The sequence below is a fragment of the Escherichia sp. MOD1-EC5990 genome, from assembly GCF_002965285.1.
GTDB classification, from domain to species: Bacteria; Pseudomonadota; Gammaproteobacteria; order Enterobacterales; family Enterobacteriaceae; genus Escherichia; species Escherichia coli_F.
Map to the genome: position 1 here is coordinate 106,339 of NZ_PTRV01000005.1, position 15,415 is coordinate 121,753.

Genomic DNA, 15,415 nt, shown 5'->3' on the forward strand with positions numbered 1-15,415 from the left:
GGGTAATGCTAACACAGCCCCGTCAGAACGGCGAGGCTGAATGCACATCTTGTGCTGCCCGTAGCGTGAGCAGCGCAAGACTGACGATAATTAATGGCCCGGGAACGGAACAAGGCTGTAGCTGGTAATGCCCTGTTTTTCGAGACGCTGTTCGCCGCCGAGATCGAACAGGTTGATAATGAACGCAGCATCAGCCACTTCACCACCCAGACGACGGATCAGTTTAACGGTCGCTTCGATAGTGCCGCCGGTTGCCAGCAGGTCGTCCACCACCAGAACTTTGTCGCCCGGTTTGATGGCATCAACGTGGATTTCCAGCTGATCGGTGCCGTATTCCAAATCGTAAGTTTCACTGATGGTCTCACGCGGCAGTTTGCCCGGTTTACGGACCGGTACAAAGCCAACGCCCAGACCCAGAGCTACCGGAGCGCCAAACAAGAAGCCACGCGCTTCGGTGCCGACAACTTTGGTAATGCCCGCATTTTTGTAACGCTCAACCAGTAAGTCGATGCTGAGAGCGTAAGCTTTCGGGTCTTCCAGTAAGCTGGTGACATCGCGGAAAAGAATGCCGGGTTTTGGGTAGTCCTGAATGCTTTTGATGCTATTTTTGAGATACTCAAGCTGCTGTGCAGTCGCGGTCATAAGTGTATGCCTGCTTGTTACGGTGGTACTCACGGCGCGTCTTAAACGTATCAAAAGTAACAATTGTTTAACCTTTGACCGCCTGCGCCTGTGCTCGAAAACGCCAGAATGTACTGGCTGTACGCAATAATTGCAACTGCGATTGTTGTGCTTCAGTGCTTTTCTTGCTTTTCATCAATCACCGGAATTCGCCACATATAAAAAAGCAAACAGGCGAGAATTACCAGCAACATGATGCGCACCCATGGCATCTGGACGAACCACAGAGAAATGGCAAACGTGAGCAAAATAAGCAAAATCGCCCGCGGTTTGACGCCGCGCGGCATCGCATGATGTTTCTGCCAGAAACGTAGATAGCTGCCAAACCATGAGCGGTACAGCAACCAGGCGTGAAAGCGCGGGGAAGAACGGGCAAAGCACCAGGCCGCCAGCAGGATAAACGGCGTCGTCGGTAATACCGGTAATACCACGCCCAGCGTACCCAGCACTACCGCCAGCCAGCCAATGATGATTAAAATGATTCGTTGCATATTGAGTGTTGTCAGCTTACAGAGTGGCTACTTTAGCATAACAATTATCATTTTCATTGAGGTCTTATCGTGAAAACCGCCCTGCTGCTGGAAAAACTGGAAGGGCAGCTCGCCACGCTGCGTCAGCGTTGTGCCCCGGTAGCGCAATTTGCCACGCTAAGCGCCCGTTTTGACAGGCACCTTTTTCAGACCCGTGCGACAACGCTACAGGCTTGTCTCGATGAGGCGGGCGATAATCTGGCTGCGCTTCGTCATGCGGTTGAGCAGCAACAGCTGCCGCAAGTGGCCTGGCTGGCGGAACATCTGGCTGCACAACTGGAAGCCATCGCGCGAGAAGCCGCCGCCTGGTCATTGCGCGAGTGGGACAGTGCGCCACCGAAAATTGCCCGCTGGCAGCGTAAACGTATTCAGCATCAGGATTTTGAGCGGCGGCTACGTGAGATGGTAGCCGAACGTCGAGCCCGCCTGGCGCGGGTGACCGATCTCGTGGAACAGCAAACGCTGCATCGTGAAGTAGAAGCTTATGAAGCGCGCCTGGCACGCTGCCGCCATGCGCTGGAAAAAATCGAAAACAGGTTAGCGCGTTTAACCCGCTAGCAATGGAGAGAGTATGTCACTGGAAAATGCCCCTGACGATGTCAAACTGGCTGTCGATTTGATTGTGCTGCTGGAAGAAAATCAGATCCCAGCGCGCACCGTGCTGCGCGCGCTGGATATTGTAAAACGCGATTATGAAAAGAAATTAACGCGCGATGATGAGGCGGAAAAGTGAGAAATAAATGGGGCCGCTAAATGTCCCCTAAGATTGCGGGCAAACGCAAAACTGCCTGATGCGCTACGCTTATCAGGCCTACACCGCTCCTGCAATATATTGAATTCTTGCGGTTTCGTAGGCCGGATAAGGCGGTCACGCCGCATCCGGCATGAACAACGCGCACTTTGTCAGTAATCTCGGGGCAACTAAATGTCGCCCCCTTTGGTTATTACCCAACCGCTGGTGTCGGATCGTCGCCTTTGTAGTCGCGTTTTACTTCCGTCACCTCATCGCCCTTCTCGTTGTGCAGATGCACTTCAAGCTGGTTAAAGGCAATGTTGATGTCGTTTTCACGGCACAGCTGATCGATAGTACGGTTCAGCTCATCGACAGTACGGCTACGGTCACGCAGTTCACGCACATACAGACGCAGCTCATGATCCAACGTGCTGGCACCAAACGCCGTAAAGAAGACTTCCGGCATGGGTTCGTGCATCACCCTTGGGTGCTCAGTCGCCGCCTTCAGTAACACTTTACGCACTTTTTCCAGATCGGAGCCATAGGCCACGCCGAGACGGATCACCAGACGCGTAGTAGTGTCAGTCAACGACCAGTTGATCAGACGCTCGGTAACAAACGCTTTGTTCGGGATGATCACTTCTTTGCGATCGAAATCGGTAATCGTTGTCGCACGAATACGGATCTTACTTACTGTCCCCGAGAAGCTACCAATGGTTACCGTATCGCCAATACGCACCGGACGTTCGAACAGAATGATCAAACCGGAGACGAAGTTACCGAAAATTTCTTGTAAACCAAAACCAAGACCTACGGATAATGCTGCGGCCAGCCACTGGAGTTTATCCCACGAGACACCCAGCGATCCGAACACCGTCATCGCACCAACGGCAATAATGATGTAGTTAAGGATGGTAGTAATGGCATACGACGCGCCCTGGCGCATATTCAGTCGCGAGAGCACCAATACTTCCAGCAAACCAGGCAGGTTGCGAATCAACGCCCAGGCTACCATTGAGGCGATAATCGCAAACAACAGACTGCCCATGGTGACGTTTTTCACCACCGCAGCGCCAGCTTCAGTGCCGTTGTAATGCCAGAGCGTGATGCTGTCGAGATAGCTGAACACGGTGATCAAATCGGACCAAATCGCCCAGAACATGACACCGAACAGCGCAAACATCAGCAACATAGTAATACGCAGCGTCTGTTGGTTAACCTGCTCCAGTGCAATGGTTGGTTCTTCCGGCGGTTCGGCACCTTCTGCGCCCTCTTTCACCAGATTCTGTCGACGCGCCAGCGCACGACGCCAGGCGATACGCCGCGCCGCTACGCTTAAGCCGCGCAATACCGTCTGGTACAGCAGGTTCCAGATAATCACCAGATACACGGTTTCAATCCAACGTCCGGAGAGGCGCAGCGTGGTGTAGAAATAACCCGTGGCGGTCAGCACCATCAACGCAATCGGGATTATCGACAGTATGGTAATGGTGACAAGTCGCATGGTGTGCGACTCTTTATCACGCCAGCTTTCGCGGCACATTGGCCATACCAGGAAGGCAATCAGCAGCAGGTTGAAGAAAATCATCGCCTGCCCCAGCACATCATCCATCAGATGCAGCGGGGAAAGTTCTGCCACCACAGACCAGAAATGAATTGGCAGCAACGCGAGACTGATGCGGACAATCTGCCGACGCCAGTGGCTGGTCTGCTGTTCCGGCATGCCGAAGTGACGCACGGCAACACCGTTTTTCTCCAGTACCTTCCAGCACAGGCCAAACACCAGCCAGAAAATCGCCAGTTTTTTGCTGAACGACCATAGCAGTTCGCTGATGTTGAGTTGCATGGTTAGCAGAATCAGACCAACCGCGAGAATAATCAGGCACACCGGCAGCGCGCGGATCAGGTCGATAAGGATCGCTTTTGGTGTGTTGAGCTGGCTGTCGTTACGCAGGGAGCCCACAGCGGAAGCCAGTTTTTGTTGATACGCTTTCAGCCAGCCCAGACGCCAGTGGATCAGCCCGGCAATTAATAGCAGTGGCAAACCAGCGAGGAAAGCGATAAAGACGGCAGGCCAGGCTTTTTCCCAGTTTACCGTGATCTTCATCGACTTAAATTCATCTTTCAGCGTTTGTGGGAACGCTTTGATCCAGTCCCAGTCCATTGGACGGTTACTGTTCACCCAAAAGATTTGCTGAGTCAGGATCGATTTCAGGTTTTTCGACACGCTCATTAACTGCTGCTGGTTGATTTGCAAGTTAATGGCCATCATCAACTGGTTACCCAACTGTTTATTAAGCTGATCCAGCAGTTCGCGACGCATATCCACAACCTGGAGTAATGCGTCATGAACTTCACTGTTAACTTCGTTGGCGTGGCCTTCTTCCAGCTTGTTAACGAACGCATCACTCTGGAAGAGCGCATCACGCTGCTGGTTGACTTCAAACTGTTCGAGACGCAAATCCGCGATGCGGTTGGTCATGTTTTCCAGTTCATCCGCCGAGGGCAGCGTTTGTTGTTGCTGGTAAAGGATACGAGACAACAGCAGACTGCCCTTCAGGACGGCAATCTGCTCCTTAATATTTCGTTCCGATTGCAGCGCCCGCTCAAGCCAGTTTTTGACTTTAATGTTTTGCTGCATTAGCTGATTACCGTTTTCAGTCGCGGTAATCAGACGCTGACTCAACTGCTGGTTAATTTCCAGTTCCTGTTTCACCAGAGGATTAGCCTGAATACGTGCAGCTTCATCCGGAGAGACGGCTTCCTGCGCCGTTTTTTCGGTTAAGGTCAGGCGCTTACTGTTTACCGCTTCTTGCAACAGTTGCAACTGGTGTTCCAGACGAGCACTGTTCGCCGTCACGTAATCACGCTGCTTTTGCAAGGTATCCTGTAAGACGGTGTTCCCTTCCAGGCTTTTTCGCTGCTGGTCAATCTCAGCATTCAGCAAAACCTGCTGGGCCTGCATCAACACTTTCTGGCTGGGACGTAAGGCAGTATCGGCAACATCAGTGCCATCCAGGCGGCTGCGAATTTGTTGCAGCTGCTGCGAAGCGTTATACATCGCATTTTGCACGCGTTCGGGCTGCGTCTGTAACGAAACCAGCTGGCTGTTATAAGACGCCAGATCGTTTTGTGCGTTTTGCAAATCGTCCAGCGCCTGGGCAACGCGAGTTTCCAGCTGGCGCAACGAAAGCGTGCTCAGAATTTTGCGCGTTTCTTCGTCGTTATCGACATCGCTAAGTGCTGTTAACGCCGCGGTCGCCTGACGCATTTTTTCCGGCGCTTCAGCGACTTTTTGCCGTAGCTGAACTGTCTCTTCTTTTATGCGATCGATTTTATCGAGGGTGGCTAATGTATCTGTCAGATCCTGCTGCACCAGTTTGTCCTGAGCAGAAAGATCTTTTTGTTTATTCAGTGAGTCAAGTTGTGCCTGCAGGTCCGCTTTTGTCGGCAGATCACCATTCGATGGCGCCCGCGCAAACGCCGCATTCTGGCATAACAAAACCAAAACAAAAGCAATGAATGCTGAAAAAACAAAATGCCGTGATCGTTTGTAATACTGGAACATAGTCATGATGAATGAAGGTTTCTGAACCTGAAGAACGACCTGAAAAAGTCAAACCGCAAGAATATCACGACGCAATGAACCAGAATAGCAACGGCGAAAATGTCCAGGAAAAATCCTGGAGTCAGATTCAGGGTTATTCGTTAGTGGCAGGGTAACGAAGCGTGGGGCACAGGAGATACATCTCCAGTAAGATGGCGACGTAATCGCGAGCTTCTTTTTTAAGATCAAAAGATTGCGGGGCAAAGAGCCAGTTTTCCATCAGGCCGGAAATATAGCCACGCATAATAATTGCTGCGCGACGTGTCATTAAATCCGCAGGCAACATTTTTGCTTCAATACAATGTTTTAACGTTTGTTCTATACGGTCATAACTTTCCAGACAGAGATTACGTTGTGCCTGTTGCACAACAGCCATTTCTCCGACAAATTCGCATTTATGGAATATAATCTCCATCAATAATCGACGCCGTTCTTCTGTCACCGTGGATTCAAGAACATGAATTAATATCTCTCTTAATACTGAGAGTGGATCGCCAGGGAATTTTGCCTGATACTCAAGCTCTAGTTCACCAATATTGGATTCTGACAGTTCCCAGATCTCACTGAACAAATCCGACTTGTCTTTAAAATGCCAGTAGATTGCACCGCGCGTAACGCCAGCTGCTTTTGCAATCTCACCCAGCGAGGTGGATGATACCCCCTGCTGTGAGAAAAGACGTAGAGCCACATCGAGGATGTGTTGGCGCGTTTCCTGCGCTTCTTGTTTGGTTTTTCGTGCCATATGTTCGTGAATTTACAGGCGTTAGATTTACATACATTTATGAATGTATGTACCATAGCACGACGATAATATAAACGCAGCAATGGGTTTATTAACTTTTGACCATTGACCAATTTGAAATCGGACACTCGAGGTTTACATATGAACAAAAACAGAGGGTTTACGCCTCTGGCGGTCGTTCTGATGCTCTCAGGCAGCTTAGCCCTAACAGGATGTGACGACAAACAGGCCCAACAAGGTGGCCAGCAGATGCCCGCCGTTGGCGTAGTTACAGTCAAAACTGAACCTCTGCAGATCACAACCGAGCTTCCGGGTCGCACCAGTGCCTACCGGATCGCAGAAGTTCGTCCTCAAGTTAGCGGGATTATCCTGAAGCGTAATTTCAAAGAAGGTAGCGACATCGAAGCAGGTGTCTCTCTCTATCAGATTGATCCTGCGACCTATCAGGCGACATACGACAGTGCGAAAGGCGATTTAGCGAAAGCCCAGGCTGCAGCCAATATCGCGCAATTGACGGTGAATCGTTATCAGAAACTGCTGGGTACGCAGTACATCAGTAAGCAAGAGTACGATCAGGCTCTGGCTGATGCGCAACAGGCGAATGCCGCGGTAACTGCGGCGAAAGCTGCCGTTGAAACTGCGCGTATCAATCTGGCTTACACCAAAGTCACCTCTCCAATTAGCGGCCGCATTGGTAAGTCAAACGTGACGGAAGGTGCCCTGGTGCAAAACGGTCAGGCGACTGCGCTGGCAACCGTGCAGCAACTTGATCCGATCTACGTTGATGTGACTCAGTCCAGCAACGACTTCCTGCGCCTGAAACAGGAACTGGCAAATGGCACGCTGAAACAAGAGAACGGCAAAGCCAAAGTGTCGCTGATCACCAGTGACGGCATTAAGTTCCCACAGGACGGTACGCTGGAATTCTCTGACGTTACTGTCGATCAGACCACCGGGTCTATCACCCTACGCGCTATCTTCCCGAACCCGGATCACACTCTGCTGCCGGGTATGTTCGTGCGCGCACGTCTGGAAGAAGGGCTTAATCCAAACGCCATTTTAGTCCCGCAACAGGGTGTAACCCGTACGCCGCGTGGCGATGCTACCGTACTGGTGGTAGGCGCGGATGACAAAGTGGAAACCCGTCCGATCGTTGCAAGCCAGGCTATTGGCGATAAGTGGCTGGTGACAGAAGGTCTGAAAGCAGGCGATCGCGTAGTAATAAGTGGGCTGCAGAAAGTGCGTCCTGGTGTCCAGGTAAAAGCACAAGAAGTTACCGCTGATAATAACCAGCAAGCCGCAAGCGGTACTCAGCCTGAACAGTCCAAGTCTTAACTTAAACAGGAGCCGTTAAGACATGCCTAATTTCTTTATCGATCGCCCGATTTTTGCGTGGGTGATCGCCATCATCATCATGTTGGCAGGGGGGCTGGCGATCCTCAAACTGCCGGTGGCGCAATATCCTACGATTGCTCCGCCGGCAGTAACGATCTCCGCCTCCTACCCCGGCGCTGATGCGAAAACAGTGCAGGACACGGTGACACAGGTTATCGAACAGAATATGAATGGTATCGATAACCTGATGTACATGTCCTCTAACAGTGACTCCACGGGTACCGTGCAGATCACCCTGACCTTTGAGTCTGGTACTGATGCGGATATCGCGCAGGTTCAGGTGCAGAACAAACTGCAGCTGGCAATGCCGTTGCTGCCGCAAGAAGTACAGCAGCAAGGGGTGAGCGTTGAGAAATCGTCCAGTAGCTTCCTGATGGTTGTCGGCGTTATCAACACCGATGGCACCATGACGCAGGAGGATATCTCCGACTACGTGGCGGCGAATATGAAAGACGCCATCAGCCGTACGTCGGGCGTGGGTGACGTTCAGCTGTTCGGTTCTCAGTACGCGATGCGTATCTGGATGAACCCGAATGAACTGAACAAATACCAGCTAACGCCGGTTGATGTCATTACCGCCATCAAAGCGCAGAACGCCCAGGTTGCGGCGGGTCAGCTCGGTGGTACGCCGCCGGTGAAAGGCCAACAGCTTAACGCCTCTATTATTGCTCAGACGCGTCTGACCTCTACTGAAGAGTTCGGCAAAATCCTGCTGAAAGTGAATCAGGATGGTTCCCGCGTGCTGCTGCGTGATGTGGCGAAAATTGAGCTGGGTGGTGAGAACTACGACATCATCGCAGAGTTTAACGGCCAACCGGCTTCTGGTCTGGGGATCAAGCTGGCGACGGGCGCGAACGCGCTGGATACCGCTGCGGCAATCCGTGCTGAACTGGCGAAGATGGAACCGTTCTTCCCGTCAGGTCTGAAAATTGTTTACCCGTACGACACCACGCCGTTCGTGAAAATCTCTATTCACGAAGTGGTTAAAACGCTGGTCGAAGCGATCATCCTCGTTTTCCTGGTTATGTATCTGTTCTTGCAGAACTTCCGCGCGACGTTGATTCCGACCATTGCCGTACCGGTGGTATTGCTGGGGACCTTTGCCGTCCTTGCCGCCTTTGGCTTCTCGATAAACACGCTAACAATGTTCGGGATGGTGCTCGCCATCGGCTTGTTGGTGGATGACGCCATCGTTGTGGTAGAAAACGTTGAGCGTGTGATGGCGGAAGAAGGTTTACCGCCAAAAGAAGCCACCCGTAAGTCGATGGGGCAGATTCAGGGCGCTCTGGTCGGTATCGCGATGGTACTGTCGGCGGTATTCGTACCGATGGCCTTCTTTGGCGGTTCTACTGGTGCTATCTATCGTCAGTTCTCTATTACCATTGTTTCAGCAATGGCGCTGTCGGTACTGGTGGCGTTGATTCTGACTCCGGCTCTTTGTGCCACCATGCTGAAACCGATTGCCAAAGGCGATCACGGAGAAGGTAAAAAAGGCTTCTTCGGCTGGTTTAACCGCATGTTCGAGAAGAGCACGCACCACTACACCGACAGCGTAGGCGGTATTCTGCGCAGTACGGGGCGTTACCTGGTGCTGTATCTAATCATCGTGGTCGGCATGGCCTATCTGTTTGTGCGTCTGCCAAGCTCCTTCTTGCCAGATGAGGACCAGGGCGTATTTATGACCATGGTTCAGCTGCCAGCAGGTGCAACGCAGGAACGTACGCAGAAAGTGCTCAATGAGGTAACGCATTACTATCTGACCAAAGAGAAAAACAACGTTGAGTCGGTGTTCGCCGTTAACGGCTTCGGCTTTGCGGGACGTGGTCAGAATACCGGTATTGCGTTCGTTTCCTTGAAGGATTGGGCCGATCGTCCGGGTGAAGAAAACAAAGTTGAAGCGATTACCATGCGTGCAACACGCGCTTTCTCGCAAATCAAAGATGCGATGGTTTTCGCCTTTAACCTGCCCGCAATCGTGGAACTGGGTACTGCAACCGGCTTTGACTTTGAGCTGATTGACCAGGCTGGCCTTGGTCACGAAAAACTGACTCAGGCACGTAACCAGCTGCTTGCAGAAGCAGCGAAGCACCCTGATATGCTGACCAGCGTACGTCCAAACGGTCTGGAAGATACACCGCAGTTTAAGATTGATATCGACCAGGAAAAAGCGCAGGCGCTGGGTGTTTCTATCAACGACATTAACACCACTTTAGGCGCAGCATGGGGCGGTAGTTATGTGAACGACTTTATCGACCGCGGTCGTGTGAAGAAAGTTTACGTCATGTCAGAAGCGAAATACCGTATGCTGCCGGATGATATCGGCGACTGGTATGTTCGTGCTGCTGATGGTCAGATGGTACCGTTCTCGGCGTTCTCCTCTTCTCGTTGGGAGTACGGTTCGCCGCGTCTGGAACGTTACAACGGCCTGCCGTCTATGGAAATCTTAGGCCAGGCGGCACCGGGTAAAAGTACCGGTGAAGCAATGGAGCTGATGGAACAACTGGCGAGTAAACTGCCTACCGGTGTTGGCTATGACTGGACGGGGATGTCCTATCAGGAACGTCTCTCCGGCAACCAGGCACCTTCACTGTACGCGATTTCGTTGATTGTCGTGTTCCTGTGTCTGGCGGCGCTGTACGAGAGCTGGTCGATTCCGTTCTCCGTTATGCTGGTCGTTCCGCTGGGGGTTATCGGTGCGTTGCTGGCTGCCACCTTCCGTGGCCTGACCAATGACGTTTACTTCCAGGTAGGCCTGCTCACAACCATTGGGTTGTCGGCGAAGAACGCGATACTTATCGTCGAATTCGCCAAAGACTTGATGGATAAAGAAGGTAAAGGTCTGATTGAAGCGACGCTTGATGCGGTGCGGATGCGTTTACGTCCGATCCTGATGACCTCGCTGGCGTTTATCCTCGGCGTTATGCCGCTGGTTATCAGTACTGGTGCTGGTTCCGGCGCGCAGAACGCAGTAGGTACCGGTGTAATGGGCGGGATGGTGACCGCAACGGTACTGGCAATCTTCTTCGTTCCGGTATTCTTTGTGGTGGTTCGCCGCCGCTTTAGCCGCAAGAATGAAGATATCGAGCACAGCCATACTGTCGATCATCATTGATACAACGTGTAATCACTAAGGCCGCGCAAGCGGCCTTTTTTAGATGCATAACCTACGAGTTGAATGGGGAACTGAACAATCAACTCAGAATCTCATATGAAAACCAGTATTAACTTCGCATAAAATTCATAAAAAATACTGATTGTTAGTTAATTTATATTAAGCAGGGCTAATAGATTTAATAATCCATAATCATTTAGAGGCTTTTCTTAATTATTTGCGGTAATTCTTTATTCATTCCTCGGTTATTACGACATATTCAGAGCATTCCTGGTATTAGTGTGACCAATTTCATCTGGCGATAATCTTGAAATGTTATGAACAGTTCGAGCAAACTGCTTTTACCTGCAGCGGGTTGGTGCTAGTATGAAAAAGTGAGTCCTATCCCGCTTCCTTCCTATTTGTAATTTTTCGTAATAATGCGATGAAAACCTGCAAAGAGTGGCTTATAGTTAAGCTAACAAACGAGAGGGCAAGTCCAGGTCAGTAAGTTTTTTCCATCCCGAAAGGTGTCCGTTAGTTCAACCGCTAAGAAGGGGACGCGTTATGGATGAATACTCACCCAAAAGACATGATATCGCACAGCTTAAGTTTCTCTGTGAAACCCTGTATCATGATTGCCTTGCAAACCTTGAAGAAAGCAACCATGGCTGGGTTAACGACCCAACCTCGGCGATCAACCTCCAGTTGAATGAACTGATTGAGCATATTGCGACCTTCGCACTTAATTACAAAATTAAGTATAATGAAGACAATAAGCTCATTGAGCAGATCGACGAATATCTGGATGACACCTTTATGTTGTTCAGTAGTTATGGTATTAATATGCAGGATCTTCAAAAATGGCGGAAGTCAGGTAATCGACTATTCCGTTGTTTTGTCAATGCGACGAAAGAGAATCCTGCGAGTTTATCTTGTTAGAATTATTACAACCATGGGTAGAAGTATGTCCGAAAAACCTTTAACCAAAACCGATTATTTAATGCGTTTGCGTCGTTGCCAGACAATTGACACGCTGGAGCGTGTTATCGAGAAAAATAAATACGAATTATCAGATAATGAACTGGCGGTATTTTACTCAGCCGCAGATCACCGCCTCGCCGAATTGACCATGAATAAACTGTACGACAAGATCCCTTCCTCAGTATGGAAATTTATTCGCTAATAAATAATTGGCTTTCGGAGCTATAACCAGCTGTTTATTAAGAATTTTATACTTTATCGCCATGAAGGCATACCCTATGTGATCTTCATCACACAGACGTAATGGGAACGTTCTCTTCACTGACTTTTCGTCTTACTGTGTTGCCGCATTTTCAGCAACCGGAGGTCAGTAATGAGCACAGAAAAAGAAAAGATGATTGCTGGTGAGTTGTATCGCTCGGCAGATGAGACGTTATCTCGCGATCGCCTGCGCGCTCGTCAGCTTATTCACCGATACAATCATTCCCTGGCGGAAGAGCACACATTACGCCAGCAAATTCTCGCTGAATTATTCGGTCAGGTGACAGAGGCTTATATTGAGCCAACGTTTCGCTGTGACTATGGCTATAACATTTTTCTCGGCAATAATTTTTTCGCCAACTTCGATTGCGTGATGCTTGATGTCTGCCCTATTCGCATCGGTGATAACTGTATGTTAGCGCCAGGTGTTCATATCTACACGGCAACACATCCCATCGACCCTGTAGCACGTAATAGCGGTGTTGAACTGGGGAAACCCGTCACCATCGGTAACAACGTCTGGATTGGCGGACGTGCAGTCATTAACCCTGGTGTGACCATTGGTGATAACGTCGTGGTAGCCTCAGGTGCAGTTGTCACAAAAGATGTCCCGGACAATGTTGTCGTGGGCGGTAATCCAGCCAGAATCATTAAAAAATTGTAACCTGTTTTTCGCAACTGTTATGCAAAATCGTGGCAAATCTGTTACTTTCCCTCTACTATTCCCACGTTAAAATAGGGTGTTCCCTGGAAAGTTGCAGATACCACGAAGGCAAAAGATGACCGAAATACAACGCCTGCTGACCGAAACGATTGAGTCTCTGAATACCCGCGAAAAACGCGACAACAAACCCCGCTTTAGTATCAGTTTTATCCGTAAACATCCGGGGCTGTTTATCGGTATGTACGTTGCTTTTTTTGCCACCCTGGCGGTGATGTTGCAGTCCGAAACGCTGTCAGGCTCTGTCTGGCTACTGGTTGTATTATTTATCCTGCTTAATGGTTTCTTCTTTTTCGATGTCTACCCACGCTACCGCTATGAAGATATCGACGTGCTTGATTTCCGCGTTTGCTATAACGGCGAATGGTACAACACGCGCTTTGTACCTGCCGCGCTGGTTGAAGCCATCTTGAACTCTCCGCGTGTCGCGGATGTTCATAAAGAACAACTGCAAAAAATGATCGTCCGTAAAGGTGAACTGTCTTTTTACGATATTTTTACCCTCGCTCGCGCCGAATCAACATCTTAAGTTAGGGTTACATACCAGGCGTAAAGCTCTACGCCTGGTCAAATGACAACGATCGTTTCCACCCATCGCTTCATGAAATACCAGCTCTACCTCCTTATCTCCTGCCTGCCTTTTTCCACAATCAGATATACTTTCCCTACACTATGTTAATAAGGATATGCTGGTGAGAACACGACATCTGGTCAGCCTGATTTCGGGAGTACTGATTCTTTCAGTATTACTGCCTGTCGGCTTAAGCATCTGGCTGGCCCATCAGCAAGTACAAACATCGTTTATTGAAGAGTTGAATACTTATTCCTCCCGCGTCGCTATTCGGGCCAATAAGGTGGCGATACAAGGGAAAGATGCTCTGCAGGAGCTGGAAAGGTGGCAAGGTGCGGCCTGTAGCGCAGCCCATCTCATGAAAATGCGTCGGGTATCTTACAGTTATCGCTATATTCAGGAAGTGGTCTATATCGATAACAACGTTCCCCAGTGTTCGTCTCTGGAGCATGAAAGCCCACCCGATGCCTTCCCCGAGCCAGGTAAAATTTCGAAAGATGGTTATCGGGTCTGGTTAACATCGCATAACGATTTAGGCATTATCCGTTACATGGTCGCTATAGGAACGGCACATTATGTCGTCATGATCGACCCCGCTTCCTTTATTGATGTCATTCCCTATAGCTCATGGCAAATTGATGCCGCCATTATTGGCAATGCCCATAATGTTGTCATAACCAGCAGCGATGAAATTGCTCAGGGAATTATTACCAGGCTACAAAAAACACCCGGTGAGCATATCGAAAATAATGGAATTATTTACGATATCCAGCCCTTCCCGGAGATGAATATTTCGATCATCACCTGGGCTTCAACGAAAATGTTGCAGAAAGGCTGGCATCGGCAAGTCTTTATTTGGTTACCGCTCGGGTTGGTGATTGGCCTGCTGGCAGCGATGTTTGTGCTGCGTATTTTGCGCCGTATCCAGTCACCGCATCATCGACTGCAGGATGCTATCGAAAATCGTGATATATGCGTGCACTATCAGCCGATTGTCTCCTTAGCCAATGGCAAAATTGTCGGTGCTGAGGCACTGGCGCGCTGGCCGCAGACAGACGGTAGTTGGTTGTCACCAGATAGTTTTATTCCGCTGGCACAGCAAACGGGGCTTTCTGAGCCGTTGACGCTACTGATTATAAAAAGTGTCTTTGAAGATATGGGCGACTGGCTGCGTCAGCATCCGCAGCAGCATATTTCGATCAATCTTGAATCCACCGTACTCACCTCGGAAAAAATCCCGCAATTGCTGCGTGAAATGATCAATCACTATCAGGTTAATCCCAGACAGATCGCGCTTGAACTCACTGAACGCGAGTTTGCCGATCCGAAAACCAGCGCCCCGATAATTTCTCGCTACCGGGAGGCGGGCCATGAAATTTATCTCGATGATTTTGGTACGGGGTATTCAAGTTTAAGCTATTTACAGGATCTGGATGTCGACATTCTGAAGATCGATAAATCTTTCGTTGATGCGCTGGAATATAAAAATGTCACGCCACATATCATCGAAATGGCAAAAACACTGAAACTGAAAATGGTAGCGGAGGGAATCGAAACCAGTAAACAAGAAGAGTGGCTACGCCAGCATGGCGTGCACTACGGCCAGGGCTGGCTCTATAGCAAGGCATTACCGAAAGAGGATTTCTTACGCTGGGCCGAGCAACATTTGTGAATTTTTGGGCTGACGGCACGCCGCACAGCCCGTCACGCTACCTATTCGTCGATGATTGACTCGAATCCGCCATAGATCATTCGCTTGCCATCAAACGGCATGGACTCGCCGAACTCCTTCATCCGTGGGTCCGACATCATCTTTTGATTAGCAGCGTCGCGGACCTCTTTTGAAGGGTATTCAATCCAGCTAAAGACAACCTCTTCATTCTCTTCCGCTTTCACCGCCATACGAAAATCGGTCACTTTGCCATCCGGTACATCGCTGGCCCAGCATTCGACAATACGAAGCGCGCCAAACTCTTTAAACAATGGCGCGGCCTTAGCGGCCATTTCCCGATAGGCATCCTTTTTATCGGCAGGAACGGCAACCACAAAACCATCAACATACTTCATCAGACATACCTCCGAAGCGTACTGCGCAGCCA

General features: G+C 50.0%; 14 protein-coding genes. 9 read left to right on the plus strand and 5 right to left on the minus strand.

The genetic code is table 11. The features are described 5' to 3' along the window. Positions 1-90 precede the first annotated feature (90 nt). A complete protein-coding gene (apt, locus tag BEB42_RS07690; RefSeq protein ID WP_000127356.1) occupies positions 91-642 on the minus strand; it encodes an adenine phosphoribosyltransferase in 552 nt (183 codons plus the stop codon). 152 nt (positions 643-794) lie between these two features. Further along, positions 795-1,172: a DUF454 family protein gene (locus BEB42_RS07700; protein WP_001188905.1), complete on the minus strand. Its 378-nt coding sequence runs from the start codon at positions 1,170-1,172 to the stop codon at positions 795-797. Between the two features lie 69 nt (positions 1,173-1,241). Between BEB42_RS07700 and priC the strand changes: the two genes are divergently transcribed. Both priC and rsmS read left to right on the plus strand, forming a co-directional pair. Further along, the gene (gene priC / locus BEB42_RS07705) at positions 1,242-1,769 is read left to right on the plus strand and encodes a primosomal replication protein N'' (protein WP_105267263.1); all 528 of its coding nucleotides are present in this window, start codon (positions 1,242-1,244) and stop codon (positions 1,767-1,769) included. Positions 1,770-1,782: 13 nt separating this feature from the next. Then, positions 1,783-1,944 (plus strand): pleiotropic regulatory protein RsmS, encoded by a 162-nt coding sequence (gene rsmS / locus BEB42_RS07710; RefSeq protein WP_000051146.1) that lies wholly within the window; start codon positions 1,783-1,785, stop codon positions 1,942-1,944. Positions 1,945-2,155: 211 nt separating this feature from the next. On the opposite strand, the gene mscK is transcribed toward rsmS, so the two are convergent. After that, positions 2,156-5,518 carry a mechanosensitive channel MscK gene (gene mscK / locus BEB42_RS07715; protein WP_105267264.1) on the minus strand — a complete coding sequence of 1,121 codons (3,363 nt, stop codon included), beginning with the start codon at positions 5,516-5,518 and terminating at the stop codon, positions 2,156-2,158. 127 nt (positions 5,519-5,645) lie between these two features. Then, entirely contained in the window at positions 5,646-6,293 is a 648-nt protein-coding gene (gene acrR / locus BEB42_RS07720) for a multidrug efflux transporter transcriptional repressor AcrR (protein ID WP_000101739.1), read from the minus strand. A 141-nt stretch (positions 6,294-6,434) separates the two neighbouring features. Between acrR and acrA the strand changes: the two genes are divergently transcribed. From acrA to pdeB, 7 genes are all read left to right on the plus strand, one after another. Further along, positions 6,435-7,628 carry a multidrug efflux RND transporter periplasmic adaptor subunit AcrA gene (gene acrA / locus BEB42_RS07725; RefSeq protein WP_001353399.1) on the plus strand — a complete coding sequence of 398 codons (1,194 nt, stop codon included), beginning with the start codon at positions 6,435-6,437 and terminating at the stop codon, positions 7,626-7,628. 22 nt (positions 7,629-7,650) lie between these two features. Next, positions 7,651-10,800 carry an efflux RND transporter permease AcrB gene (acrB, locus tag BEB42_RS07730; RefSeq protein WP_001132492.1) on the plus strand — a complete coding sequence of 1,050 codons (3,150 nt, stop codon included), beginning with the start codon at positions 7,651-7,653 and terminating at the stop codon, positions 10,798-10,800. Between the two features lie 546 nt (positions 10,801-11,346). Then, entirely contained in the window at positions 11,347-11,721 is a 375-nt protein-coding gene (gene tomB, locus BEB42_RS07735; RefSeq protein WP_000344800.1) for an Hha toxicity modulator TomB, read from the plus strand. Positions 11,722-11,746: 25 nt separating this feature from the next. Next, positions 11,747-11,965: an HHA domain-containing protein gene (locus BEB42_RS07740; protein ID WP_001291435.1), complete on the plus strand. Its 219-nt coding sequence runs from the start codon at positions 11,747-11,749 to the stop codon at positions 11,963-11,965. A gap of 171 nt (positions 11,966-12,136) precedes the next feature. After that, positions 12,137-12,688 (plus strand): maltose O-acetyltransferase, encoded by a 552-nt coding sequence (gene maa / locus BEB42_RS07745; RefSeq protein WP_000102576.1) that lies wholly within the window; start codon positions 12,137-12,139, stop codon positions 12,686-12,688. A gap of 115 nt (positions 12,689-12,803) precedes the next feature. Further along, positions 12,804-13,274 carry a YlaC family protein gene (locus tag BEB42_RS07750; RefSeq protein ID WP_000136192.1) on the plus strand — a complete coding sequence of 157 codons (471 nt, stop codon included), beginning with the start codon at positions 12,804-12,806 and terminating at the stop codon, positions 13,272-13,274. Positions 13,275-13,437: 163 nt separating this feature from the next. Next, positions 13,438-14,988 (plus strand): cyclic-guanylate-specific phosphodiesterase PdeB, encoded by a 1,551-nt coding sequence (gene pdeB / locus BEB42_RS07755; protein WP_001353400.1) that lies wholly within the window; start codon positions 13,438-13,440, stop codon positions 14,986-14,988. Between the two features lie 41 nt (positions 14,989-15,029). On the opposite strand, the gene BEB42_RS07760 is transcribed toward pdeB, so the two are convergent. After that, a complete protein-coding gene (locus tag BEB42_RS07760; protein WP_000878140.1) occupies positions 15,030-15,383 on the minus strand; it encodes a DUF1428 domain-containing protein in 354 nt (117 codons plus the stop codon). Positions 15,384-15,415 lie beyond the last annotated feature (32 nt).